The following is a 25,468-nucleotide window of genomic DNA, read 5'->3' on the forward strand; positions in this document are numbered from 1 at the left end:
TTATGTGTGTAACCTGTGGTTGTTCTGATGATGGCGAAGTCAAAATTACAAATTTAGAAACAGATGAAGCTGAATATAATCATACTCACACTTTACCAGATGGGACTGTTATCAATCATTCCCACAGTCATAACACTCATATAGAAGCACCTCAAATTCATGCCAAAATACACAATACAACAATATCCTTAGAACAGGATATTTTGGCAAAAAATAACTTGATAGCTGCTCAAAATCGGGGATGGTTTAAAGGTCGAAATATTCTAGCCTTAAATTTAATGAGTTCTCCCGGTGCTGGTAAAACAACTCTTTTGACGCGAACAATCAATGATTTAAAGCATCAATTATCTATTAGTGTCATTGAAGGCGACCAAGAAACTGCTAATGATGCCAAAAAGATTAAAGAAACTGGTTCTAAAGTCATCCAAATAAATACCGGAACAGGCTGTCATTTAGATGCATCAATGATAGACAGAGGTTTACAACAACTGAATCCGCCACTGAATTCAGTTGTGATGATTGAAAATGTCGGAAATTTAGTTTGTCCAGCTTTATTTGATTTAGGAGAACAGGCAAAAGTCGTGATTCTCTCCGTCACGGAGGGAGAAGATAAGCCGCTAAAATATCCGCACATGTTCCGTGCTAGTGACATAATGATTCTCACGAAAATCGATTTGCTCCCTTACGTACAATTTGATGTTCAAAAGTGCATAGAATATGCTAAAAAAGTAAATTCCAAAATTCAGATTTTTCAGGTTTCTGCAACCACTGGTGCTGGGTTAGAAAATTGGTATGCGTGGCTAACTGTATCGTCATAGCAAAAACTTTGCGTCCCTCTGCCTTTAAATTCAAACCTATCATCACAAAATTAAGTCACCGATAATCCCTCTGCAGGTTGATGAAAAGTGGTGCTATTTGGAGAAATAGCTTGGATAAAAATTGCAACACCCTGCACTTTAGGAGTACAGGGTGGAAGACAGCTATATTTTGCGTGATTCCCAGTTTCTATTTACCTCAAAGCCAATCTCGATAAGCTGATATTTCATTTACGCTGATTTCAAATGGCATCCCCTTGCCAAATGGCGGATAAACGCGGATTTTACCGTTGCTAGCAAACCGCTCTAGCCTATTACCCAACTGGGCAATATTGCTGACTATATGCCAGTAAGATACTAAGTCAGGGCAGTCAACAATTAATGTTAAAATGCTAGCATTTGTTGTGACATACCACTGACAATTAGATAACAGGACTCGCGTAATGCGATCGCAGGCTAGATAAAAGCATCTACCTGTAGACTGTTCTAGCTCCATTTGCAGCATTCCATCCTCTTTTGTTACCTCAGATGGAGGTAAATCATCGGGAGGAAGCTGGTATAGTTTAGAAGACATAATTTCGCACCTCTTGGTTGTAGCGCGTCAAACTCTCCAAGTTTTTTTGCATATCCGAAGATGAGGGTTTGAGTGCTAACGTACCTAAATTTAATTCGTCTTGAAATTTCTTGATTTTGTCTCGACAAGTCTCCACATCACCAATAATTGAATTCTCAATCAAATAATCTTCATCGAAACAAATGTTTGTGCGATCGAATGGTTTTTGGTTGGGATTCGCACTATTCTGCAATACTTCAGCCGAATTAGCTGTCATTTTTTTGCTAAATTGGCGGATGAAAGGTAACGCCTCACTCACTGCCTCATCAAATGTTTTACCAACATAAAAAAAGCGTGCCAGCACGAAATTTTCCGCACCACTAGAATTTAAGGCTCGATATTTAGCAACAGTATCCTTCAATCTCTGTAGGGAGAATGGCGGCCCACCCATCAAGCTGAAGGAATGTTTAGCAGCAAACTCGATACCATCATCACCACCAGTGGCAACATACACTGGTATTTGACTCTGCAATGGTTTTGGGTAAATTGTTAAGCGATCGCATTGATAATACTTGCCATTAAATGATACATCAGTTTCATATAACAGCTTGTGAATCAGTGCTATCGCCTCTAGCGTCTTAGGACGTGCTTCACTTGGGAGTGTCGCAAAATGCTTATTTTGTTGGGGGAAGGGGCCGCCTTTAGCAACTCCAAATAATAATCGTCCATTGCACAGGTTATCCAGAGTGGCGATATCTTCCGCTACCCGAATTGGGTTATGGAATGGCAGTAACACCGCCGCAGTACCTAATTGGATAGTTGAAGTCAGCCCCGCCAAGTGTGCCATTAACAGCAACATAGAGGGGCTGAGATTGGATTCACTAAAATGATGCTCACTCACCCAGGCTGACTCAAAACCTAAACTTTCTGCCTGTTTTATCAGCGCGACTTGCTCAAAGATGGCACGACGAGCATCTTGGTGATGATTATCGTAATTGCAGAAAATTCCAGTTTTCATTACTTGCGTTAATACTTTGTGCTGGCTATTCTAGTGGTCAATAGGTTCGTAGTAAGCACTTTAGTGCTTAAATATTTGAGGACTAAAGTTTTCACTACAAACACCTTTACTCCTCTCCATTAATGCGATCAAAGACTAATTTGCAACCCACTGTAACTCCAACCATAGACGTGGGTTATTGTGTTTGATGTTCGACATCGGATCGCGCAATAATCGCTTGGCATTCATGCAGACTACCTGTACTAGACCCATGTTGCCTGCTACTTCTCTGAGTATTTCTTTGTGAGCTTGCACACAGGAAATCATTTCGTCAGAGCAATAAATTCCTATATATTGCAAGCGTCTAGCAGGTCGTCCCCAAAAACAGGTGATGACTTTCACATAACACCCGTTTAGTAATTCTCCAACTTTTGGGTAGTAGTCGTTGAGGACTCTTGTGAATTCTTTGGCTAAGATATCTTCAGCAATCATTGGAACTGATATTTCTGTAGCGTCTATCACGCTATTTAATATAACATAACTTTATCAATTAAACATGACAAAATAGCCTAATAGGCTTAAATAAAATATTAAACATTACAAAAAAAAGAGGCATACATTGTTTAGTATTACCTCAGCTTTGCGTAAAGCATCTTTATATTTAAATATAAAAGTATTGGTTTAAAGACCTCTAGTGCAGCACGACGGAAATAAACATACCATTTGAAATGGTGCAAGACTTTGGAATACAATTATGCGTGACTTTTGACTTCCGCCTTGCAGTATTAAACTTTGCGAATGGAATTCGCAGTTATAAGACACTTAACCCACCTGCGTAGGTTAAACCAGTTGTTTGAGCAAGTTGTTTTTCTTAGTCAGTGTAGGCGAACTACCCTGCGGGTGACGCTCCTTCTCTGCGAGACGCTACGCGAACGTCGCTAACGCTGAAAGCGTTCTCGTAAAAGTAGCCGCAAAGCGTCTATGTCTGCAAGATTAACCGCGATTTCTAATCAACAGGTATATTTGTAAATGTGAGATGCACCTAAATACTCTAATATCAAAAATTATGAATTCAAATAAAATGCATTTAAATAGCATATCTTAATATTGAATTCTAAATTTTGTCTTTTTAATTATTATCGAGCATTACGTTCACAAACTAATACCTCTGCTATAATATCCGGCACATTTACAAAGTCCGTAAATCCTTCAGAACCACGGATTGGCGATATAAATGTATAGTTGGGATCGCACACTCCATTGTCATATACTTGAATAAACCATCTATCGGGAAATCCTTCTACACCTAATTCTACAGTGTACCAACTCTCGCCAATCAGACGAGAGTTAAAGATTGTAAACCACTCCCGATTATCTTCTGAAATATTCCAATCTGCCATCAGCAGTTCTAAAGCTATTTGTCCTGCATCCGTTGAAGTTAACAGCATTTTTACTCCTTATTTGCGGCTTCATTATTTGCAACTTCAGGATTGGAAACTTCCGGGTATAAACCCAGTTCTTTAGCTAGCTCACGCGCTACAAAAAATAAAAACTTAGCGCCATCTTGATTGCCTTCATGGGCAAACATAGTTGCTACTTGTAACATTGTCTCTACAAATCCAGAATCAATCAATTCTGGTTTACTTTCCAAAACTTCTGGTTCCTGACCATTAGGGCATTTGAGTAGCTCATCAATCAGATTGAAATATAGTTGTTGGCGTTGCTCTGACATAGTAATTTTGTTGATTTTAGTGAGTTAATTGTGAATTGGTTACTGTTCAATACTGTGCTGCCATAGCCTTTCCAACATTTCAACTTGTTCTTTTAAAACAGCAGCACGATGAACAAGATATCTGTCGTAAAAAAGAATCCCTAACCCAACACAAATAGGGGTTAGCAAGAAGAACCATTGTAGGATCGTGGCAAATTTAGATTGTTCAGTAACAGTCAGCATTTGATGAATCACATTACGGTCAGAGGATTTGATGTTAGTCTGAGGGGAATGTGTACCCTCTGTCCGGGGAGCCAAGATAGGAGCATTTCTACTAGTCTTGTTAATTTCGCAGGCTAAATTCTGGGATTTTACTAACTCCAAATGCCGTTCCCAGACTATGCCAAATACTACTATTCCTGGAGAAAGCACTACTAAGGTAACTACGCAAACTGTGAGAAGATTTAAAAGTTTGGCTTTCATCTCGGCTCTCCCTTGCTAGGTAGTATGCACTCAGCAAGAAAATATCTTTTGCTGTTTATCTTAAGTAGCTATATATTTCTACTTTTCAAACAGTTTTGATATTAAAATATGTGTAAATGGTAGTTTTACAATCGTTAGTTGCCAGTCATTTTTATAATTACCACTGACTACTGACCACTGAAAAGTTACCAAACTTTTCACAAAACGTAGGATTAATCAGTCAGAAATAACGCACTCAGATTCAAAGAATGTGATTTCATCTTCCTTTCAAAAGAGAGATTAAGAAGTCCCCCCTAGTTCACTAAGCTTTCGCTCAGGAATGTTGGGGGGTAGAGGGGAATCTCTGCGTAAATCCTATACGATTTATATCAGCCGCTCTCCACAAAACAGTTTACCCTAGCCCTGTTAAGATTATTAAATTCATTAGAATAGTACTCAAGGCTTGTAATTCCCGCCCGATAAGCCTTACAAAAATTCATTGGGGTATGGGTGCTAGTGTTATTGGGACGGGGTTCTAGTGTTTACGAGGTGGGGTTCTGGTATTTCTGTACTCAACCTGAAAGCAGTGTAGGCAATGATTAAGGACTGTTTTTGATGCATTTTTTAAAAGACAAAAACTGCACTCAAAAGAAAATATCAATGTCTTTTGATAAAGATAGACTAAAAAATTAGAAAAAACAATTAAATCTTGTGAAAGTAAATTATATTTCTATAACATATAGGAGATATTAAAAATAATGGTAAAAATTATGCATATATACAGATTTTTAGTCTGAAAAACAATAGTCAGCAATTCCAAATGGTAAAATACAAGTATGGCAAGCTAGCCCTCTGCTGAAGTGAGAATCAATGGAAGCATCTGATAAAAGTTCTTCCTAAGCTTTCATATTTTGTGATTTAGTTAGAATACAGAGTATATGCAGTCATTGACACTACACTACAAATTAAATACACAAAACCTTATTGTTACAAGTAAATACTTTGTACTAAGATTTAGGATTTTAGGAGTTAAATAATGCGGATTGCTAAAGACATAACAGAACTGATTGGGCGGACTCCTTTAGTTCAACTGAACAAAATTCCTCAAGCTGAGGGAGTAGTAGCAAGGATAGTTGTCAAATTAGAAGGGATGAACCCAGCAGCTTCGGTGAAAGACCGCATTGGGTTAAGTATGGTACTCTCAGCAGAAGCAGCTGGCTCAATTTCCCCTGGAAAAACCATTTTAGTTGAGCCTACCTCTGGTAATACAGGAATTGCTCTAGCGATGGTAGCAGCAGCGCGTGGCTACCGTTTGATTTTGACAATGCCAGAGACGATGAGCCAAGAACGACGGGCTATGCTCAGGGCTTATGGTGCTTCTTTGGAGTTAACACCAGGCGTTGAGGGAATGCGGGGAGCTATTCGCAAAGCCGAAGAAATTGTGGCCAATACTCCTGATGCTTTTATGCTGCAACAGTTCCGCAACCCTGCTAATCCTAAAGTTCACCAGGAAACCACCGCAGAAGAAATTTGGACAGATACAGACGGGGAAGTGGATATCGTCATTGCTGGGGTAGGTACTGGTGGAACCATTACTGGGGTTGCAGAAGTACTCAAACAGCGCAAGCGGACTTTTCAGGCGATCGCAGTTGAACCCAGCAACAGCCCAGTTCTCTCAGGTGGTGAAGCCGGGCCACACAGAATTCAAGGAATTGGTGCCGGATTTATCCCCGATGTTCTCCGCCTAGAATTGGTTGATGAAGTAATTAGAGTCAGCGATGAACAAGCGATCGCTTATGGACGCCGTTTGGCAAAAGAAGAAGGTTTATTATCTGGCATATCCTCTGGTGCAGCTTTGTGTGCTGCAATTCAAGTAGGGAAACGTCCAGAAAATGCCGGGCGGTTAATCGTGATGATTCAACCTTCCTTTGGCGAACGTTACCTCAGCACACCCATGTTTCAAGACTTGTCCTTAGAAACTGCTGGCGTCCGTTAAAGACAGTTCTAGGGGCATACAAATGTATGTCCCTACTTCATGCAAATGAAAATTGTTGTAACTACTAAAGAGTGTTATTTCACCCTTTAGACACCACCAGCAACGTTCTTGCTAACTTCCTGGCAAACTGGAATGCGGATTTGAAACTCCGCTCCCTCGCCTGATTCTGAGGTGCAAGAGAGCGAACCACCATGTTTTTCGGTGATGATTTGGTAACTAATCGACAAGCCCATACCTGTTCCTTTGCCCACAGGTTTTGTAGTGAAGAAAGGATCGAACAGACGTTGCCGAACAGACTCTGGTATACCTAGACCATTGTCTATAATCCGAATTTCGACTTGATGAGCATCAATTTGTTCAGTGTCAATAGTAATAGTTGGAGTTGTTATTTGTGCTTGATTGTTCGCTAATGACTCTTCTAAAGCATCGATCGCATTACTCAACACATTCATAAACACTTGATTTAGCTGCCCTGCATAGCATTCCACTTGGGGCAAGTTGCCGTAGTGTTTAATCAACTCAATACCGACACGATCTGACTTTGCTTTGAGGCGATGTTGCAGAATCATTAGAGTACTATCAATTCCCTCATGAATATTAACGGCTTTAATCTCGGCTTCATCCATGCGTGAGAAAGTTCGCAGGGAAGCGACAATATGGCGAATTCGGTCTGCCCCAACCCACATAGAAGACAGTAGCTTGGGCAGGTCTTCCAGCAGGAAATTTAGATCGATCGCCTCCGCTTCTTCCTGAATCTCTGGGTGGGGAGATGGGTAATGTTTCTGGTAAAGTTCCAGCAGTCCCAGCACATCTTGGGTGTAGGCATTGGCATGAGTTAGGTTGCCAAAGATAAAATTGACTGGATTGTTGATTTCGTGGGCAACGCCAGCTACTAGTTGCCCTAAGCTTGACATTTTCTCAGTCTGCACAAGATGAGCCTGAGTTTGTTGCAATTTATGGAAAGATTTCTCGAGTTGTTCCGCTTTTTCTCGCTCTCGCGTTTCGGATGCTTGCAAAGCTTCATTATTAGCTTCGAGTTCTTGTGATTTAGCTTCTAGTTGTTCCGAGTAAGCTTGCAGATTGGTGTAGAGACGAGCGTTATCGATGGCAATCGAAATTTGTGCTATCAACAGACTCAGCACATTTACCCGTTCTGGGGTAAACGCACCAGAAATGAGATTATTTTCCAGATAAAGAATACCAGTAAACTTGCCAGAGTGAATTAATGGTAAACACAAAATGGATTTAGATTGGTAAGTGGTGATATAAGCATCAGCTGCAAAACGAGAGTCTTTAACAGCATCGCCTAAAACCAGATTGTTTCTGGTTCTTTCGACATAATTGAATAAGGCAATCGGAAGTAAAGGTGAATTAGTTTTATCCTCTGCATTAACAACAACACTAACCTCCTTACCTACAACTATTCCCGTCGCTTCTAGCATCCATTTCTTCTCGTGTTTAGCAATAAAGTAACCTTGTTGAGCGCCAGCATTTTCGATGACATTTTTCATCAATTTTTCGAGCAAGCGACTCAGCACCATTTCTTCTGACAAGACTTGTGAAGCTTTCATCACCGTGATCAAGTCGAGAATTTGGCTGCCTCCGGTAGTCGTAGAGTGGGTTTGAATAGTTTGCAGGTAATTCGTTTGTAGGTTTTCTGGATTTGATTGCACAATCAATTGGGGATAGCGTGCTTCTAAATCTTTGACTTTAGCGATCGCTCCCCAATTGCCATAGGCGTAGTAAGCATTTGTCATGTATGTTTGAGCGATCGCTTCTTTACCCCATGACAAATAGAATTTGGCAGCGAGTTCGTGGGCGAGTGCTTCTTCGTTGATATATTCGTTTTGTTTGGCAAGTGTGATCGCGCGATCATACATCTCGATGGCTTCGATTTTTTCCCCTAAAACACGATGCCGTTCTGCCTCTACTAGATAAAATTTGTGTAATTGATTCATTGGGGCATGATGCGCCCATTTTTGCATTTTTTCTTGATTAGCTTGGACGCGATCGAGAATTGCCTTTTGCTCTGACTCTTGGCGATCGAAATATACTGCTAGCTGTACTAAAGAATCGTAAAAATGGAATAGAGGAACAACAGGTAATCCTATCACTACGTCCAAATATTTCTCTGCTATGACAGTATTTTCAATCGCTTCTGAGTAATTTTCAAACCAATAACTAAGTAAAAGTTTGTTCCAATATATGTAGGCAACTCCCAATCTGTCGTTCGCTTGCTCGTGTAATAGAAACGCAATCTGCTCATCGCAGGCTTCACCCTTTAGAATGCAGGGATTTTCACTTTTTCCGAGCAGATTTAATGTAGCCTGCCGATAGGTTTCTAGATAATGAAGCGGTGTTTCTTGCTTGATTTTATGAATAGCATCTCTATTGATTGCCATCTCTTTTTCAAGGACAGTCAGTTCTTTGCCGCTAAAGTAAGCCAAATAAGAGTACATTAGTAGACCATAAGCAGCAAATTCTAAATCACCTGTCTCCAGTCCGCTAGAGTAAACTGACAGCAAAGGTTCTAGGGTTTCTCTCAGATGATCTTTCCAAGGTCGGATAAATGTATTTACTATCAGGAGTGTCTTGGCTTTGATTTCTTGAGCATTTAACTTTGACACTAGAGTTAAAGCCAATTGACCGAACTGATAACCTGAATCAATATCTCCTACAACTCCGCAAAGAAGAAGACCATAATTGGCATAAGCAAAGGGAGAAACAGAAGCATTACCATATTGAACGGATAAATTTACTTGTTTGCACACCGTCAATGGAACCAGTGCTGGCGCAGCCATGTATGCAGGAGCGAAGATACTTGACATGAGCCTCATAGCTGCTAATTTATAGCGATCGCTCATTTGAGGCAAATCAATTAAATCCTCAATTCGCCTTCCACTCAAAATTGCCGCAGTTTCCCCTAGTGCCTGCCCAATATCTGATGGGTTCGGCTCTTGGGGAAACTCCACCCCTAAGAGCTTTAAAACTTGTAGCCCCGTATTAACTGCTTCTAGCAGCCTGTTTTGCCCTATGTAAGCTTGGATCTGGACTTCATACACATTCACTTTCTCCAACAGCGTTTTGGCGCAGTTTTGCACTACCTCAACGAACCTCTGCATTCCTTCAAAATCACCGTTTAAAAAAGCTGCTTCTGCTGCTTCCTCATGCAGTGCTAATGTTAGGTCATACTGAGTGTGCCAACTATCTTCTGCTAACAATCCTAAACCGACTTGCAAATATTTAACGGCAGAATCATGCGCTGTAGCAGCTTTTGCTCTTTGACCTGCGATAAGATTGAGTTCAGCAAATTCATATTTTTCTGTTTCAAATATCAGTAAATCAGCACCGTAATTGAGTTGATTAACTAAAGCAAATATATTTTCTTTGCGTTCTTCTGATGTAGTATTTAGCAGCAGTAATTGACCAATTTTCAGATGCGTTGCTTTCTTCTGCTCATCAGGAATCAGAGAATACGCTGCTTGCTGTACTCGGTCATGTAAAAATTTGTAATCAACTTTGACATCTGTTAAAGCAATTCCCCCTAATTCCTCCTGGCTAAACGCTAAGGGAATTTTGTAATCCTGATTTAACGGCAGAATTAACCCAGCTTTCAGGGCTGACCACAATTGCGCCGCAGTTGTTAGAGAAGATGCTTCGTTAACGATCGCTAATACATCCAGATTGAACGTGTTGCCAATACAAGCAGCCAGTTTGAGTACTTCTTGCGTTTCTAGAGACAGTTTACGAATATTTCTCGCCGTCAGTTCAACCACATTCAGGTCAGTAAGACCAATCGCTTGAATATGTTGGATATTCCACTGCCATACTCCTGAATGGAACTCATACGTTAACAAGTCTTCTTGATGTAGAGTTTTCAGCAGTTGCGTTAAGAAGAAAGGGTTTCCTCCAGTTTTGTGAAACAGTAATTCTGCTAGTGGTTTGCTGGCTTCTGTGTCATTCAACGTATCGCTAATTAACGCTTCCACATCCGTTAACTGCAATGGTGTCAAGACGATGTTATCTATCACCGCACTAGAAGATTGAATTTTGTCCAAACTCATCATAAGCGGATGGGTGGGCGATACTTCATTATCCCGATACGCGCCGAGTAACAATAAATATTTGCGCTCGCTATCCGTCATCAATAGCTCAATTAAGTTCAGCGATGCCGAATCTGCCCACTGCAAATCATCCAAGAAAAGAACCAGAGGATGATCTTGGGTCGTGAATACGCCAATGAATTGCCCAAAAACGCGATTGAAACGATTTTGAGATTCAGCCGCACCCAGTTGTGTTACGGGTGGCACAGTTCCAATAATTAGTTCGACTTCGGGAATCACATCGATCATGACTTGCTCATTCTCTCCCAACGCGCTTAGGAGTTTCTCTTTCCAAACTTGGATTTGGGCTTCGCTTTCGGTGAGTAATTGCCCAATTAAAGATTGGAACGCCTGAATCAATGATGCATAAGGAATATTGCGCTTGAACTGATCAAACTTGCCTGCAATGAAATAACCTCTTGCTCCCACAATCGGTTTATGAACTTCATTGACGACACTCGTCTTTCCAATTCCCGAATAACCAGAGACGAGCATGAGTTCGCTGCTACCACCTGCCACACGCTTAAACGCAGCCATCAATGTTGCTACTTCTGCTTCGCGTCCGTATAGCTTTTGCGGAATCAAAAAATGCCCCGATTTATCCTGTCTTCCCGGTACAAAGTTTTCAATCTTTCCAGTCGTTTGAAGTTGAAACAAACATTCCTCTAAATCCGCTTTCAGCCCCCAGGCGCTTTGATACCGTTCTTCTGCTGTTTTCGCTAATAATTTAAAAATAACTGCACTAATCGCTTCTGGCACATCTTCCAGAACGCGACACACGGTTTCGCTACAAGGTGCGGCTGGTATTTTGGCAATGTGAGAGTGAATTAACTCCATCGGATCAACAGCTTGAAAGGGCAAAATACCCGTCAGCATTTCATATAAAGTGACACCCAGCGAATAAAAATCGGTGCGATAGTCAACCGCTCGATTCATTCTGCCGGTCTGCTCAGGTGACATATACGCAAGCGTACCCTCAAGCAAATTAGGATTGCTCAAGGTGGGATTTTCTTTATCAAGGCGCGAGGAGATACTGAAGTCAATCAGTTTGGCTTCCCCAGAATCGGGGTCAATTAAAATATTGTGCGGCTTAATATCTTTGTGAATAATCTGTTGGGCGTGCAGTTCTCCTAAAATATGTGCTAGATTAATCCCCACTTTGAGGAAAGTAATCAAGGTGGTTGTTTGAGTTGCAATCAGTTCTTGGAGCAAGCAACCTGGGATGTCTTCCAAAACCAAAGCCAGTCCATGCTGATAATTCTTCAACTCGTAGGCTTTAACAATGCCAGGAATTTGCAGAGGCTCAATAATTTGATATTCGTGGCGCAGTCGAGCTATGTCTTCTAAGAGTGGATGTTCGCACAAGAGAGTTTTGACAATGACAGAGACATTATCGGTTTCTCGCCGTCCACGATAAATGACGGTTTTACTACCGGAGTGAAGGGTTTCGAGGAGTTGATAACCAGATAAAGTAGCTGTCATTGTTTTTTATTCTTGCAATATTAAGCATACTTACTATGCCCATGCAAGTTTAGCTTTGTAACATTTGTGACAAAACTCAGCATAGTTTCACGAGATGTTACAAAGATCACTCCAAAATTGTTCAGAGCATCGTCGCATCTTAGCCCCCTCCCGGCTTGCGGGGAGGGGGTTGGGGATGGGGTTTAGTACCTACTCAACAGAGAACTGCTATATCTTGTACTAATGTTTACAGTTACCTTGCTTTTGGTGTTCATGACCATGTTCATGATGATGACCATGACCGTGGGAACAGCCTTGCAAATTCTCCTTCATCAGATTGTCGCTGATTTGTTGCAAAGATTCATCCACAGCTTGTAAGCCAATCCAAGCATCAATTTTTTGTACATCAAATCCTACCTCGCGCTGTTCGCCTACTTCTAACAAAGGACGGCGAATCAACAACGGCTCTTTCAGCATCAGTGCCAAAGCGGTTTGTTCATCCACTTTTTCAGGAACCACCTCACCAGATTTTACCTTTGGAGCGGAAGGATTAAACCATTCGGCTACGGGGCGATCGCCAAAAAACGAACGCAAACGCTCAACTGTCCACGGTTCTGTTAGCAGGTTGTATGGTATTACCTCGTGACCAGCAGCTGTTAGCAAAACTTTTTGCTTAGTACCACCTTTACAGCCTGGTTTGCTATAAAAAATTACCCTTGCCATTCAACTACCTCTTAGTAGAATACTATTCGTTTTTAGGGGCGCACAAATGTGCGCCTCTACCGCGTGATGCTAAAAGTTTTTAGCACTACACTTAACTGGGTCAAACTCAAATCTCTCATTTGGATCAGTTTCACCGTAGATATTAAAAGTCACAGTTGGTTCATCGCCCACTGCTTCTACACAGTGAATTGCATCGGGAGTGAAGCTAATAATATCCCCTGGAAATAGAGTTATCTCTCCCGTCTGCTCAATTTTGTCCTGAAATTCTGGGCTAGGAGTGCGTCGCCAAAAACTATTTTTCTCCTGGCCTTGTAAGACCGCCACTATTCCCCACGTCCCATGATTATGAATGTTTGATCGGGTTCCAGGTGCAAATGTTACTGTTTGCACAGTCAACGGAAAACCCAATTCATCATATAGGAGTAAAACAGAGGTTCCTGTTTTGGGCGAAGGCTCTAAACGTTGACTTCGCACCCAGTAGGAATTTACTATCAAACGCCTTACGAGCATTCGGATTTCTGGTAGACGACTGCTTTCGTCATCCACACTATTGAGAACATCTTCTACCTCAGTTAAAAACCGATAAAGGCGGTAATTTTCTCTCAACAAATCCCATGCTCTTACAGATTTACAGCCTTGATACTGACCGTCCCCCGTTAGCAGCCAATCCCTACCTTTCATAACTTTTAAATTGATAGCTGAGAAGATTGGATGATAATAATCGGAGAGACATTAGGAACCTTATTATCTCCAGGAACTTTAGTGGGTATGGTGATAGGAGGAAAGATAGAGTTGCTATCAGTAGCTGCTCCTAATAGGGAGTAAGAGGAATATGATGTGGTAGATAACCAATTGTTCATGATTTTTCACCAAAAGGGCATTGGGAATTGGGAATTGGGCACTTGTACTGAGCGACTCGTGCCGAGCGGAGTCGAGGTAAGTCGTTGGCGCAGCCTTGAGTAGAGAAGTATTGGGCATTGAGAATGAGACATGAGTTATTCTCCTTGTCCTCATCTCCCCACTCTTTCTTGTCCAGAAGTGCATTGACTAATTAATCATCTTCTTCTGCTGAACGTGTCAAAATATCCAGGAGAATACCGGCTCCAAAATCATGCTTTTCGTCTATCTCTTTGACTTTGGCGCTGATTTCTTTTGCCTGCTCAATTTCTCCTAAGTTGGCTAGCACTAATCCAGAAGCAGCATAAGCATTTAAGTACAATCGAATTTGTGGATCTTCTTTGCGATTGACTAATATAGGCTTAAGTTGCTCCCAGTCATCAGGCAATTTTTCTACTTCTTTAATTTTATCTAATAATTTAACTGTTGTTTGCAGTGCAAGAGAATAATTATTTTTATAATAGAAAAATCTATATGCTGCTACTAACACATCTGTATTCTCACCAGTTTGGGCTAAAGCTTGTTGAATATATTTTTCCGATTCTGATGTGTTATCCCAATTTTGTGCAGCTAAAATTAAGAGATTTTTAACGTCATCTGGAACCTGGAACCATGAGAATTGGTTTGTATTAGCTTGCATCACAAATTTATTGGTGAGTGGGGAGTAGGGAATGGGGAGTGGGGGAGATGAGGGAAATAATTAATGCCCAATGCCCAATGCCCCATGCTCTATTTAAAACAAAGTTAGAACGTACACCAGGGTAAATAGAACAATCCAAATAATGTCTACGAAGTGCCAGTAAATTTCTGTCATTTGGATGAAAGTATGATTGGTTGCAGAATATTCACCGGGAAGACGCGATCGCCACAATGCACGTAAGATCAATAACAGTCCCACGAAAACGTGCAAACCGTGGAACCCAGTCATGATATAAAAGCAGTTGGCGAAGACGTTAGTAGTCAGTCCGTATCCTAATGTTGAGTACTCATAAACCTGACCACCTAAGAAAATTGCCCCCATGATTGCGGTAATTGCGTACCATAGTTGCATTCCCTTGACATTATTCTTTTTAATCGCCGTATCACCGAAGTGAATGACGAAACTACTAGACACTAGGATAATGGTGTTAATCGTCGGCACGAGTAGTTCTACTTCACTTCCTTCTGGAGGCCAAACTGCTGTAGTACCCCGAAAAAACAAATAAGTGGCAAAAAATCCCCCAAACATAAGGGATTCAGAAGCGAGGAACGTCAACAACCCCCAAACTCTTAAATCTGGATGTTCTTCGTGTCCTGCACTGTGATCTTCGCTTGTGGTTGTAGCTATAGTCATAGATTTTTTGACAATATTATGCGCTGCGTCTGTTGTGGAAGCTTGAATGAAGAATGAAGTGTGAAGCGGCAAAATTTTCATTCTTCATCCAAAATCCTTGTTTAACTCAACTCTTCACTTGTTCAGGAATTCTCAAAATTCCGAGTTTCGAGTTCTGAGGCTCAAGTTCCGAGTTCTGAAGCTCAAGTTCCGAGTTCTGAAGCTCAAGTTCCGAGTTCTGAAGCTCAAGTTCCGAGTTCTGAAGTTCAAGTTCCGAGTTCTGAAGCTCAAGTTCCGAGTTCTGAAGCTTAAGTTTTGAGTTCCAAGCTTGAAGTTCCGAGTTCTGAAGCTCAAATTCCGAGTTCTGAAGCTCAAGTTCCGAGTTCTGAAGCTCAAGTTTCAAGTTCTCAAATCAAATGACTAGAAATTGCAGCCAGCTTGAGAGCGATCGCATCACTCACTCTACTACCTAAGCACTAACTTCCGGTGTTGCAGATGGCTGTACTTCATTACTATGACTATGACCGTAGTCATAAGGGCCATGAGTCACAACCGGCAACACTTCCCAGTTTTCAATTGCAGGTGGTGAGCTAGTTGTCCATTCTAAAGTCAAAGCTTGCCAAGGATTATCACCAGCCAAAGGCCCTTTCAACCAACTGTAAATCATGTTGATGGCGAAAGGAATTACCGATATCCCCAAAACAATTGAACCGAAGGTACAAATTTGATTGAGGTCGATAAATTGCGGATCATACATTGCCACCCGTCGGGGCATTCCTTTTAAACCCAACTCGTGCATGGGTAAAAAAGTTAGATTTGTGCCGATGAAGGTGAGGGCGAAATGAATGCGTGCCAAGCTTTCATTCAGCATTCGTCCGGTCATTTTGGGGAACCAGTGATAAATGCCGGCGTAGATGCCAAACACGGAACCGCCAAACAGAACGTAATGGAAATGTCCAACTACATAATATGTGTCGTGGACGTGAACATCAAAGGGGGCTGTTCCCATCGTCACACCACTTAAGCCGCCCATGACAAACATGGACAACAAGCCAATGGCGAAAAGCATCGCACCTGTGAAGCGGATTTTACCACCCCAAAGGGTAGCAACCCAAGCAAAAATCTTCACGCCAGTGGGAACTGCAACTATAAGAGTGGAGATAGTGAAGAACATCCGCATCCAGCCGGGTGTGCCACTGGTAAACATGTGGTGTACCCAGACAAACAAACCGACAACGCAGATGGCTACACTAGAATAAGCGATCGCTTTATAACCAAAGATTGGCTTACGGGCGTGAACTGGAATTACCTCCGACATGATGCCGAAGATGGGCAGAATCATTAAATATACTGCCGGGTGAGAATAAAACCAGAATAAGTGTTGATAAATTACAACGTTACCGCCTGCATCTGGTTTAAAGAAGGAAGTACCAAAGTTGAGGTCAAACAATAGCAGAACTAAACCAGCTGCTAATACAGGTGTGGAGAGCAATGCTAGAATAGAGGTTGCCAAGATTGCCCAGCAAAATAGGGGAACTTGATCCCATTTCATGCTAGGAACCTTCATCATCAAAATGGTGATTACAAAGTTCAGTGAACCCAAAATTGAAGAAGTTCCCACCAAGACGATCGCAAGTATCCACATAGTTTGAGCGATTGGCGCTGTCACCAAACTCAAAGGTGGGTAAGCTGTCCAACCAGATTGCGAACCGCCAAAAATGAAACTACCTAATATGAGTAATCCTGCTGGTGGGTTTAACCAAAAGGCGATCGCGTTCAGCTTCGGGAAAGCCATATCCCTAGCACCAACCATCAACGGCACTAAATAGTTACCAAATCCGCCAATAGCACTAGGAACAATCCACAGGAAGATCATGATCGTCCCGTGATTGGTCATGAAAGCGTTATACAGATTGGGGTCGAGTACGTCTGCATCTGGTGTTGCTAATTCGACACGCAGAGCGATCGCCATCAGTCCGCCGATGAGATAGAACACAAACGCCGTCACCAGGTATTGAATACCAATAACCTTGTGGTCAACATTAAATGTAAAATAGTCTTGCCATTTCCACGCCTTCGGATGAGAGGTGTGGCCAGCCACCATTTCCGGTTTCTTTCCTTCTGGTGGAGTATTTCGTGGAAATTCTACCTGCGTCATATTTTTATCCTTTGTCATTTGTTGTTTGTCCGTTGTCTTTTGTCCTTTGTCATTCGTCAGTTATTAATGACCAATGACCAATGACTAATGACTAATGACCAATGACCAATGACTCTAGAGTTGCTGCACTAATTCCCATATCGTGGGTGTGAGGTGCGAGAAACTCTGATGTTGATAAGTCGGCTGGATTAATTGCAACGACTTGATTTAAATTTTGCTGTCGAGCAATCTGGTTTTCTGTCCGCCAGTTATCATATTCTTCTGGTGTGTGGACAATTACTTGTGTCCGCATTGAACCGTGATAACCACCGCACAACTCAGCACAAACTACGGGATATGTACCTGGTTTGGTAGCGACAAATCGTAGTTCGGTAGGGATACCGGGAAGTGCATCTTGTTTCAAGCGGAAGTTTGGCACCCAGAATGAATGAATTACATCTTGTGCTGAAAGGTTGAGTTGTACATCAGCACCAACGGGTATGTGCAATTCCCCAGAGGTAATGCCACTATCAGGGTAATTAAATAACCAGGCGTATTGTATGCCTTTGACATCAACAACTAAGTCGGCTGGTTTGTTTAGAGTTTGAGGAGACGCGCCAATACCGATTGTTGGGGCGATCGTTGGGGCAGTTGTTGCTTCAGTATCGCTTAATGTAGCTGCAATAGCCGTTCCCGGCTGATGAGCAACATGAGCTGCTGAATGAGGATGACCGACAGGCTCAAAACCGCCCATTCGGTTAAAAACATCTACACTGTAGATGCCCAAGCCGAGAACAATCACTGTTGGGATTGCTGTCCAAAAGATTTCTAAGGGAACGTTGCCTTCTACTCGCACGCCATCGGTATCATCACCGCGACGGCGACGAAACTGAATCAAAAAAAGTACAATTGTTCCTTCTACCACTAAGAAGAGTGCGATCGCAATGGTAAACATGACGTTAAAAAAACCGTCTACCAAAGGCGCTTGTAACGATGCTTGCACCGGCATCAAAGTGTGATTCTGACCAATCCAAATACTGATTGCTGTAACTACTATCCCAGCAACCAGAGTCCATAGTGAAACAGGAACTTGTTGCATACATGCTACCTGTGTAAACAGTTTTTAAAGGTGTGATTTTCTGGTATTAGGTATTAGGGGAGAGGTTACAGGTTACAAGTAATAGGAATTCATCTATTCCCTGTAACCTGTACCCCATTCCCTTGTTCTTTCCCCATTCCCTATTCCCCATTCCCTTTTCACTTATTAACTTTCTAACGTGCAGCCATAAAAAATGGGGGAAACTTCCAGATTTTTTCCATATCTTTCCCCCAGAAAATTACAAATTATATTTTAACTCCTATGAAAAAGTTAGCCCCCTGCTCCCAGAAAAGCTAGTTGTTCCAAGAGGGCACTGTTAGACCTAATATTGATTAGGCTATATTAGCAGCAAGTTTAAATTTGTTAATAGCTAACACTTTGCGATTTACGGATTTGTTTACGGTGAACTATTTATTAGTTCAAGTAAATATTTAGTATTCCCCTCAAGTTACCTTGCCTAGCGCATTTGCGCTTTCTCTAAACAGTGCCTCCTTGAATGAACAACAATTTTGACTAACTTCAAAAACTTTAGTTGTTTAATGCAACATGCGTGTAGCAATTCTTGGGGCAAATCCGTGAACACGCTTCACAACCAATACAGTTTTCTGGAGAAGTAACTGCCATTACTTTCCGTTCAATTTCTTCATCATCTTCATCTTCTACAAATTCACCTTCTTCATTGAGCGCCTTCAAACCTAGCACGTTGTACCCGCAGACTTTAACGCATCTGCCACAGCCGATACATTTGTCCTTGTCAATTTCTTGAGCAAATTTTGGTGTCCAAGCTTTACCGCCAAATGTCAAACCTGTTAGTTGTGCCATGAATAAATCCTCGGCATTTTTGCCTGTCAATCTGTTTGTGCATTAATCATCATATTATCCTAACCTTTTATTCTTTTGTATTCAAAACTTACTTTTTGATCATCAATTTTCGATGACTTTGAACACAAAATAACATTGTTTTTAATTTCAAATTATAGATAAAACTTATTGATAATAATTGTCTAGTCGTAGGAGGGGAAAGTAACCCGTCCATACTCTGTGTTGGTGACAAAAAGGATAATTATTATTTCCAGCAGATACAACTATCTTCACAAGAGTGATGATATTTTTTTTCAAATATTTTTAGGATTAGGCGGATTAGTATATCTAAATAGTATTGGTTTATACAAAAAAGAATGTTCGATAGTTACATTTTTATATATGCAATATGTATTTTAAAAGCCAACAATTTCTGATTTACGCTTAACTAATCTATTTATATAAATGATGACAAAAGATATTATTTGTTTATCTACAAGAAAGTAAAGCTAATTATGAAGGAACTGTAAACTTGGTAGCAGAATATTATCATGCATTAAATATTAAAATCATTAATAAATCAGATGAAATTCCAATTAGAACATGATTCAAGATTTTCCAAAAACACTTCATGGTTAAAGCTAAGATGTTCATTAAATGTAAATTTAAATAAATATTAAGATTTTTTATAAGCTCGGTACGAACAAATTAATCATTATTTTTATGAAATGTATAGTTAATAAATAAATTTTATCCGGCTCAGTTTTAAAGCCTTAAATAGCTTCCAATTGGATGCAAATAATGTGGATGTGGGGAGTGAGTGTGGTGAGAAAAGATTATTCTCGCCAGAAAGATAATGTGGTAGCGAGTCATGAATGAACAGGACTCATCCAGGGGAGACCTGAGCCAGACATCTCAACGATTAGAGTGGGAAAAGAGCCAAATGCCTTATACAATTCCTAACAACAGTTGCGTTGGATGTGACAACTGCCGCCCCCAATGTCCTACGGGTGCAATCAGAATAGAGGACAATGAATACTGGATTGATCCTGGTCTTTGTAATAATTGTGAGGGCTATTATTCAGAACCGCAATGTGTAATAGCTTGTCCAACTAATTCTCCGATTCCTTGGCAGTCAAAAAAGGGGAGATGCAAAATAGAACCGAGAGATGCTAGCAGTTTAGACTTGTTTTCTAACGGCAAGAATAATCCATTTGCTTCAGCGATCGCAATTTGGGAAGCTTGTAATGTACTAGCGCAGCGAACATCTCTACATTGGGAAACCGATGAAGACGGGTATCTATGTTATGGGCGACAAATCAATCAAGGCCGAGGTGCGATCGCTTTTCACATCCAAGATCCATTTAAAGTTAACGACAAAGCTACGGATATAGCATCAATTGAGGGGCTTGACATCAGAGCCACTTGCATACATCTGATTTTTGCAGCCTATGCTACAGCCTTAGAGCAACCTTGGGAACAAGAATTTGCGATCGATGAGCGACAAATCGAGAAATATTTGGGGATGGAGAAACGCAAAGACTTAAGCAAAGCTGCCAAGCTAGCTTTAATGAAAAATATCGTTCAGCAAGCTTGCTCGTTGATTATCTCCATTGACTGGCCCCAACAAGGCCGAATTAACGGATTCTCTATTACAGGTAGCCGCTTATGGCACTTAGTAGATATTCAGCATCACTTTCAAGAAGACAATCTTGGATGCAAATATCTTATTGGGCTAACTTTTAAAGTAAAAGCAGGTATTTGGGCACAATATTTCTTAAACAAACAAGCATGTAAAGAGCGAACCGCATTCTATCAATACGGCAGTCTTCCCAAAACGCTGCTAACCACAGTCATGAGCATTTGGCAGCAACATGAAGGCGCAGTCCGACTAATGCTGTGGTTGCTGTTTAAAACCAAAATGGGTAAGGAACAACGCATTACGATTCCTACCTTGCTGCGTATTGCTTACGGTGAAGAAAAAGTTGCCCTTGCATCCAGACAACGAGAAGAACGCAAACGTCTACTGCGAACCTTTGAAAGCGATTTGGAAATTCTCAATCACTATGGAATGAAACCACTTTTCGATCCAGTTACCTATCCGCCAGAAATTCAACCTTTATGGGCCAAGTTAATTGATCTTCCTGAAGATCCAGATGAAGCATTGGAATTTTGGACTAATGACGGTGGCGCTGAAACTCGCCTCACAGACACAGGACCCCGTGGTAAATGGAATCTCTTAATGAATGCGCGGATTTTGGCTTTTGAACTCCCACCAGAATGGGAACAGCAAATATCAGAATCAGAAAAGAAGAAAACAAGAACTGCTAAAGCCAAAAGGAAACCCAAAGCTACAAGCGATTTACTGGGTGAACAGATTTTGCAAGCACGAAAAAATTTGAATCTCTCTCAAAGAGAATTGGCAAAACTTACAGGTAAAAGCCAAAGCTGGATTCGAGATATCGAAAATGGTCGTTTAAAAGCCAAATTAGAAGACCAAGTACTTTTGCGAAAAGTCTTAAATATGACTTAATCTTGATTCGGAATTTAAACGCAGAGGGGAGGCAGCGCGTTGCGGGGGTTCCCCTCTGCGTTTAAAAACTCTTCTCTTTTAAGTACTATAACTCATCACCTTACTAGAAGTAAGCCAAAGACTACCGACAGCATATTTAGTAACTACCAACTCTCGTGTAGCATTGCATGAACTCTTTAGTTGTTGAGTCTTAGTTTCATCTTTGATAAGTTTAGCCTGGTAAGTGTAGAGAGAACCAGAAGGTTGTTCAAAACTTAGCTCACCCAAAATAGTTTTATTGTCTAGACTTTGCTCCAAAATTTTGCCTGTAACTTTGTTTTTAAACCAATCCCATCCATTGCAGAGGATTAGTTCTTTTTCCAAAATCTGAAGTGCAGCAGGCAGAATTCCCCAGCCTCGATAGACTTTATTTAAGCATTGAATATCGCCAGTCCGAGTCAAAACCGATCTAAATGAATCTACATCAAGACGACCGTAGTATCTCCCTTCTGGCAAGTCGATGACTGTTGGTGCAAACCGATGTCCACCAAAGTGCGATGATTTCCAAATTCGCACTTTGTCTAAGCAAAAATCAGCATTACTCTCTGTAATTTTGAAGTAAAAAGGAGCGCCATATCTAGCACAGCACTTATCATGGCTACCGTGGGTACAAACTAGAATATCTTTAGTCGCACTGGTTTCTACCTCATAATTAGAACTGATACCCCATAACCATTTTTGGACAACTGCTGCTACTTGCTCAATATTTCCTAGCTTAAACTCTTGCTTATGGTATCCATTACTAAGCCCCTCTTTTTTTTGATAAATCAAAAGCGTAGTGTGGTTTACTTTGTGTGATACATCATTAGCAATTAAAAGGAATCTAATCGATACTTTAGCACGCTTCACTTCCTCTACCAAAATTCTTAAATTTTGGGGTACCCATTTGGAATTAAAAGCTTCTGATGTCCAAGGTAAAGGACACTCAACTAAAATATAAGTTTGATAATTGGTGGCGCTACCAATAACATCTTCTCCCGCTTGCTGTGAATTGTCAGAACAAAAAAAACTATTCATCTCGCTGTACTCATTAGCGTATTTTAGGACAAAAGGTATTACACAATACAAGTGTGTTCTTAGCTACAATATCCTTGGCTAAAGGAGATAAAAAAGAACAGTATTCATTCCTAGTTAAAACTAGGTAGCCAATTTATAACATCATTATTAATCGAGGTCTTTCCGGTTAATAAACTCTCCACAATAAAGATAAACAGTGTCAAGATAGATTTTTCCGTATGAGGGGCGTTAATTTTGTATCTAGTTTTATTGTTATTTGGTATTTTATAAATTTTCACTTGCTGAAGCCCGACTTTTCTGAACTTGGTTTTTGGACCAAAATCAAATATGTTCAATGTTGTGCGATCGCTTGTTACTCTCTAAGCGATTAACTTGCTTATAATATCAATGTAACTGATATTACAATCAAATATATTCCTCGCAACAACATAGTTATTTAAAGTTTTGCTGAAGTTATTTTCATAGCTACTAGTTAAAGTTCTTGTTTGTACACATAAAGATATAATTTTCTGTTGATTTTGTGAGTTAGATATTCCTAAAGATAGATGCAAAAACACCTGACAAGCAGATAATCGCTTCGTAAGCCAATACTGTTTTAAAAAAATTTTATCTGCTGTTAATGTATTTATCCATACATATATTGCAAATAATTCTCAATTAGATTAGAAAAAATAAAAACAATTAAATTAGGGGTAAATGCTTTATTGCCCCATATTTAATACGCGGTAAGTTAATGATCAAAAATAATGACTAATTTTTAGCAGCGTCACTGAAATCAACATTAACTAACCTGGTATTTACCCTTTTAGCTAATCTAACTTCCTGAAGCTTATGTCAGGGTTTGATTATATGCATCTATTTTGACTGTAGCTGAACTCAATAATAAATGCAAGTATTTGAGAATTTTTATAGTTTCTTTACCATTTTTTGCCTCTAGAAGGTTGCGTAGATCAAGATTAACGGGCATTTTATAGTGGAGATAGCTCGCTTAAGCAACCATTGATTCTTTCAATATAATAGATATTTTGCAATTGTGACAAATTGTTGCCAATAAGGGTACGCGGCTGTACGCCCCTAGTAATCCAAAGATTTTTAATTATGGCGATCGCATATTTCTATTTTCATGCAGAATTGAATTATTTTTTACCACGGCATCATAAGCAGGTAAAAATCTCTCATATTTTTGAGGAGAGAAGCTCCATTAAGGACATGATTGAGTCTTTGGGTGTTCCTCATCCTGAAGTTGATTTTATAAACGTTAATGGTGAATATGTAAATTTTTCTTACATAGTTTTAGATGGAGATACTATCAATGTTTATCCAATTTCAGCTAGGGATACTATTATACCAAGCATTTCTGTTCTGCCAAAACCCCTCAGTATTATCCGCTTTGTTTTAGATATCCATTTGGGGAAGCTTGCGACATCTTTACGACTTTTAGGTTTTGATACTTTATACAGCAATGACTATGAGGATGAAAAATTGGCGGAAATATCCTACAGCCAAGCACGGATTCTCTTGACTCGTGATAAGGGTCTATTAATGCGTAGTTTGGTAAGGTATGGGTATTACGTTAGAAATACTAACCCTCAAGAACAAATCTTGGAAGTACTGCAACGTTTTGACTTGTTTAAATTAATCTCACCATTTAAACGGTGTTTGCGCTGCAATGGATTATTAGAACCTGTAGATAAACAATCTATTATTGACGAATTACCAGAAACTGTACGATCGCAGATTGATCAATTTCAGCGTTGCCAAGACTGCGATCGCATTTATTGGAAAGGTTCCCATTATGAACGGTTGCAACAATTTATTGACGAAGTGCTGGACTCAAGAACAGGTGAGTAAGTCAATAATTATCAATCCAATTGCAAGCTGCTTGCACCGGGGATGTTAGCAAAATCACCAACATTTTCTGGGCTTTCTTCTTGACTATTAAAAGCATTCTTAATGGGGTCATCCTCGATCTGTCCGCTAACTTCTTCCGCTGCAAGGGGAGCCGCCTCCTTCTGCTCATCGAGATTGATAGAGCGAGGAGGTTCTTTGGCGTGAGACAAATCAATAATTGGATGTTGTTGCTCGGAACTCATGAGTTTCTAAAGAATAATGTGGTTTTCTCTAGTGTTAAATGTATCTTGAGCGCAAACATCTTTCCTGAGAAAGAAACCATGTTTTGTAATGGTATAGATAGAAGGAGTATAAAAGACTATGACAATTATCCTAGCTCTCGATTTTGGCGGAACTAAGCTGGCGGCTGCATTGGTAAATATCGGCTCGAGAAAGTGGTTGCGTTATGAACGTCGTCTCTCGCCAGCTAATGCAAATGCTAGTACTGACTTGGAAATTATGCGATCGGTTATTTACTCATTGGTACAAGACGCAAAACCTGCTGGGGAAATTTTGGAGAAGGAAGCGCAGAGGCGCGGAGGACTCAGAGATGGAGAGGTTTTGAGGGGTTTGGGGGGGAGAATTGTTGGCAAGTGGTGCGTCAGGTGGCGCGGGAGACGGCTTTACCAGAAGTTGATTTTGAAATTGTCCCAACGATTTTGGGGGATGATGCACCGTTGTGGGGGGCGGTGGCTTTAGCAGAAATGGGGATGGCTTGAAAGACAATCACTTTCCTGTGTTTTTTAAGTTAATTATTAGATTTTTAACTAAAAGCTATCAGATTAAGTTCTTGTAAATAAGACACATAGTAAGAAATTTGCAGTAACGAATTACCTTTTTCGTTTCCTTCGTACACGAAGGATAGTTTATGGAGTCTTCATCAAACAAGCTCGTCTGTAAAAAACTAGTTAAGAATGTGGTG

23 protein-coding genes are annotated in these 25,468 nt (G+C 40.5%); 5 read left to right on the forward strand and 18 right to left on the reverse strand.

The features are described 5' to 3' along the window. The first annotated feature begins 2 nt into the window (after window positions 1-2). Entirely contained in the window at window positions 3-818 is an 816-nt protein-coding gene (gene hypB, locus H6G26_RS19590; protein ID WP_190730847.1) for a hydrogenase nickel incorporation protein HypB, read from the forward strand. A gap of 196 nt (window positions 819-1,014) precedes the next feature. On the opposite strand, the gene H6G26_RS19595 is transcribed toward hypB, so the two are convergent. From H6G26_RS19595 to H6G26_RS19620, 6 genes are all read right to left on the reverse strand, one after another. Next, entirely contained in the window at window positions 1,015-1,389 is a 375-nt protein-coding gene (locus H6G26_RS19595; protein ID WP_190730848.1) for a hypothetical protein, read from the reverse strand. Then, the gene (locus H6G26_RS19600; protein WP_100900568.1) at window positions 1,379-2,386 is read right to left on the reverse strand and encodes an LLM class flavin-dependent oxidoreductase; all 1,008 of its coding nucleotides are present in this window, start codon (window positions 2,384-2,386) and stop codon (window positions 1,379-1,381) included. The genes H6G26_RS19595 and H6G26_RS19600 overlap by 11 nt, the downstream gene beginning before the upstream one ends. Window positions 2,387-2,521: 135 nt before the next feature. Then, window positions 2,522-2,857: a hypothetical protein gene (locus tag H6G26_RS19605; protein ID WP_190730849.1), complete on the reverse strand. Its 336-nt coding sequence runs from the start codon at window positions 2,855-2,857 to the stop codon at window positions 2,522-2,524. Between the two features lie 644 nt (window positions 2,858-3,501). After that, the gene (locus H6G26_RS19610; protein ID WP_190730850.1) at window positions 3,502-3,813 is read right to left on the reverse strand and encodes a hypothetical protein; all 312 of its coding nucleotides are present in this window, start codon (window positions 3,811-3,813) and stop codon (window positions 3,502-3,504) included. Window positions 3,814-3,815: 2 nt separating this feature from the next. Continuing rightward, window positions 3,816-4,097 (reverse strand): hypothetical protein, encoded by a 282-nt coding sequence (locus H6G26_RS19615; RefSeq protein ID WP_190730851.1) that lies wholly within the window; start codon window positions 4,095-4,097, stop codon window positions 3,816-3,818. A 39-nt stretch (window positions 4,098-4,136) separates the two neighbouring features. Beyond that, window positions 4,137-4,559: a hypothetical protein gene (locus H6G26_RS19620; protein WP_190730852.1), complete on the reverse strand. Its 423-nt coding sequence runs from the start codon at window positions 4,557-4,559 to the stop codon at window positions 4,137-4,139. Between the two features lie 1,015 nt (window positions 4,560-5,574). Here H6G26_RS19620 and cysK point away from each other — a divergent pair. Beyond that, window positions 5,575-6,534, forward strand: a complete 960-nt coding sequence (gene cysK, locus H6G26_RS19625; RefSeq protein ID WP_190730853.1) for a cysteine synthase A — start codon at window positions 5,575-5,577, stop codon at window positions 6,532-6,534. Window positions 6,535-6,620: 86 nt separating this feature from the next. Here cysK and H6G26_RS19630 read toward each other — a convergent pair whose 3' ends face one another. From H6G26_RS19630 to fdxB, 10 genes are all read right to left on the reverse strand, one after another. Continuing rightward, a complete protein-coding gene (locus H6G26_RS19630; protein ID WP_190730854.1) occupies window positions 6,621-12,119 on the reverse strand; it encodes an ATP-binding sensor histidine kinase in 5,499 nt (1,832 codons plus the stop codon). A 219-nt stretch (window positions 12,120-12,338) separates the two neighbouring features. Further along, window positions 12,339-12,821: an ArsC/Spx/MgsR family protein gene (locus tag H6G26_RS19635; protein WP_190730855.1), complete on the reverse strand. Its 483-nt coding sequence runs from the start codon at window positions 12,819-12,821 to the stop codon at window positions 12,339-12,341. Window positions 12,822-12,890: 69 nt separating this feature from the next. Next, complete coding sequence (locus H6G26_RS19640; protein WP_190730856.1) at window positions 12,891-13,502, reverse strand: cupin; 612 nt, start codon at window positions 13,500-13,502, stop codon at window positions 12,891-12,893. A gap of 5 nt (window positions 13,503-13,507) precedes the next feature. Continuing rightward, entirely contained in the window at window positions 13,508-13,681 is a 174-nt protein-coding gene (locus H6G26_RS19645) for a hypothetical protein (protein WP_190730857.1), read from the reverse strand. 191 nt (window positions 13,682-13,872) lie between these two features. Then, on the reverse strand, window positions 13,873-14,358 hold the full coding sequence (locus H6G26_RS19650; protein WP_190730858.1) for a hypothetical protein: 486 nt from the start codon (window positions 14,356-14,358) through the stop codon (window positions 13,873-13,875). 93 nt (window positions 14,359-14,451) lie between these two features. Next, window positions 14,452-15,051 carry a heme-copper oxidase subunit III gene (locus H6G26_RS19655; RefSeq protein WP_190730859.1) on the reverse strand — a complete coding sequence of 200 codons (600 nt, stop codon included), beginning with the start codon at window positions 15,049-15,051 and terminating at the stop codon, window positions 14,452-14,454. 106 nt (window positions 15,052-15,157) lie between these two features. Continuing rightward, window positions 15,158-15,433, reverse strand: a complete 276-nt coding sequence (locus H6G26_RS19660) for a hypothetical protein (protein ID WP_190730860.1) — start codon at window positions 15,431-15,433, stop codon at window positions 15,158-15,160. A 66-nt stretch (window positions 15,434-15,499) separates the two neighbouring features. Continuing rightward, on the reverse strand, window positions 15,500-17,188 hold the full coding sequence (ctaD, locus tag H6G26_RS19665; protein ID WP_190730861.1) for a cytochrome c oxidase subunit I: 1,689 nt from the start codon (window positions 17,186-17,188) through the stop codon (window positions 15,500-15,502). A 91-nt stretch (window positions 17,189-17,279) separates the two neighbouring features. Further along, window positions 17,280-18,266 carry a cytochrome c oxidase subunit II gene (locus H6G26_RS19670; protein WP_190730862.1) on the reverse strand — a complete coding sequence of 329 codons (987 nt, stop codon included), beginning with the start codon at window positions 18,264-18,266 and terminating at the stop codon, window positions 17,280-17,282. Between the two features lie 528 nt (window positions 18,267-18,794). Then, window positions 18,795-19,088, reverse strand: a complete 294-nt coding sequence (fdxB, locus tag H6G26_RS19675) for a ferredoxin III, nif-specific (RefSeq protein WP_190730863.1) — start codon at window positions 19,086-19,088, stop codon at window positions 18,795-18,797. Window positions 19,089-20,010: 922 nt separating this feature from the next. Between fdxB and H6G26_RS19680 the strand changes: the two genes are divergently transcribed. Continuing rightward, entirely contained in the window at window positions 20,011-21,600 is a 1,590-nt protein-coding gene (locus H6G26_RS19680; protein WP_190730864.1) for a helix-turn-helix domain-containing protein, read from the forward strand. A 78-nt stretch (window positions 21,601-21,678) separates the two neighbouring features. Here the strand turns inward: H6G26_RS19680 and H6G26_RS19685 are convergent, their stop codons facing one another. Then, a complete protein-coding gene (locus tag H6G26_RS19685) occupies window positions 21,679-22,656 on the reverse strand; it encodes a sucrase ferredoxin (protein ID WP_190730865.1) in 978 nt (325 codons plus the stop codon). A 1,098-nt stretch (window positions 22,657-23,754) separates the two neighbouring features. Here H6G26_RS19685 and H6G26_RS19690 point away from each other — a divergent pair. Beyond that, window positions 23,755-24,507 carry a Mut7-C RNAse domain-containing protein gene (locus H6G26_RS19690; protein ID WP_190730866.1) on the forward strand — a complete coding sequence of 251 codons (753 nt, stop codon included), beginning with the start codon at window positions 23,755-23,757 and terminating at the stop codon, window positions 24,505-24,507. 11 nt (window positions 24,508-24,518) lie between these two features. Here H6G26_RS19690 and H6G26_RS19695 read toward each other — a convergent pair whose 3' ends face one another. Further along, window positions 24,519-24,749: a hypothetical protein gene (locus tag H6G26_RS19695; RefSeq protein WP_190730867.1), complete on the reverse strand. Its 231-nt coding sequence runs from the start codon at window positions 24,747-24,749 to the stop codon at window positions 24,519-24,521. Window positions 24,750-24,867: 118 nt separating this feature from the next. On the opposite strand from H6G26_RS19695, the gene H6G26_RS19700 reads away from it, so the two are divergent. Next, on the forward strand, window positions 24,868-25,245 hold the full coding sequence (locus H6G26_RS19700; protein WP_229561022.1) for a hypothetical protein: 378 nt from the start codon (window positions 24,868-24,870) through the stop codon (window positions 25,243-25,245). Window positions 25,246-25,468: the final 223 nt, after the last annotated feature.

It is taken from the genome of Nostoc sp. FACHB-888 (assembly GCF_014696655.1).
Taxonomy (GTDB): domain Bacteria; phylum Cyanobacteriota; class Cyanobacteriia; order Cyanobacteriales; family Nostocaceae; genus Nostoc.

Excerpts from the sequence above, each read along its gene's own strand:
- H6G26_RS19640 (WP_190730856.1), bottom strand. The coding sequence starts at position 13,502 with ATGAAAGGTAGGGATTGGCTGCTAACGGGGGACGGTCAGTATCAAGGC.
- H6G26_RS19650 (WP_190730858.1), bottom strand. The coding sequence starts at position 14,358 with ATGCAAGCTAATACAAACCAATTCTCATGGTTCCAGGTTCCAGATGAC.
- H6G26_RS19655 (WP_190730859.1), bottom strand. The coding sequence starts at position 15,051 with ATGACTATAGCTACAACCACAAGCGAAGATCACAGTGCAGGACACGAA.
- H6G26_RS19680 (WP_190730864.1), top strand. The coding sequence starts at position 20,011 with ATGCCTTATACAATTCCTAACAACAGTTGCGTTGGATGTGACAACTGC.
- cysK (WP_190730853.1), top strand. The coding sequence starts at position 5,575 with ATGCGGATTGCTAAAGACATAACAGAACTGATTGGGCGGACTCCTTTA.
- H6G26_RS19620 (WP_190730852.1), bottom strand. The coding sequence starts at position 4,559 with ATGAAAGCCAAACTTTTAAATCTTCTCACAGTTTGCGTAGTTACCTTA.
- H6G26_RS19700 (WP_229561022.1), top strand. The coding sequence starts at position 24,868 with ATGACAATTATCCTAGCTCTCGATTTTGGCGGAACTAAGCTGGCGGCT.
- hypB (WP_190730847.1), top strand. The coding sequence starts at position 3 with ATGTGTGTAACCTGTGGTTGTTCTGATGATGGCGAAGTCAAAATTACA.
- H6G26_RS19635 (WP_190730855.1), bottom strand. The coding sequence starts at position 12,821 with ATGGCAAGGGTAATTTTTTATAGCAAACCAGGCTGTAAAGGTGGTACT.
- H6G26_RS19610 (WP_190730850.1), bottom strand. The coding sequence starts at position 3,813 with ATGCTGTTAACTTCAACGGATGCAGGACAAATAGCTTTAGAACTGCTG.
- H6G26_RS19615 (WP_190730851.1), bottom strand. The coding sequence starts at position 4,097 with ATGTCAGAGCAACGCCAACAACTATATTTCAATCTGATTGATGAGCTA.
- H6G26_RS19645 (WP_190730857.1), bottom strand. The coding sequence starts at position 13,681 with ATGAACAATTGGTTATCTACCACATCATATTCCTCTTACTCCCTATTA.
- H6G26_RS19685 (WP_190730865.1), bottom strand. The coding sequence starts at position 22,656 with ATGAATAGTTTTTTTTGTTCTGACAATTCACAGCAAGCGGGAGAAGAT.
- H6G26_RS19695 (WP_190730867.1), bottom strand. The coding sequence starts at position 24,749 with ATGAGTTCCGAGCAACAACATCCAATTATTGATTTGTCTCACGCCAAA.
- fdxB (WP_190730863.1), bottom strand. The coding sequence starts at position 19,088 with ATGGCACAACTAACAGGTTTGACATTTGGCGGTAAAGCTTGGACACCA.
- H6G26_RS19605 (WP_190730849.1), bottom strand. The coding sequence starts at position 2,857 with ATGATTGCTGAAGATATCTTAGCCAAAGAATTCACAAGAGTCCTCAAC.
- ctaD (WP_190730861.1), bottom strand. The coding sequence starts at position 17,188 with ATGACGCAGGTAGAATTTCCACGAAATACTCCACCAGAAGGAAAGAAA.
- H6G26_RS19630 (WP_190730854.1), bottom strand. The coding sequence starts at position 12,119 with ATGACAGCTACTTTATCTGGTTATCAACTCCTCGAAACCCTTCACTCC.
- H6G26_RS19670 (WP_190730862.1), bottom strand. The coding sequence starts at position 18,266 with ATGCAACAAGTTCCTGTTTCACTATGGACTCTGGTTGCTGGGATAGTA.
- H6G26_RS19690 (WP_190730866.1), top strand. The coding sequence starts at position 23,755 with ATGGCGATCGCATATTTCTATTTTCATGCAGAATTGAATTATTTTTTA.
- H6G26_RS19595 (WP_190730848.1), bottom strand. The coding sequence starts at position 1,389 with ATGTCTTCTAAACTATACCAGCTTCCTCCCGATGATTTACCTCCATCT.
- H6G26_RS19600 (WP_100900568.1), bottom strand. The coding sequence starts at position 2,386 with ATGAAAACTGGAATTTTCTGCAATTACGATAATCATCACCAAGATGCT.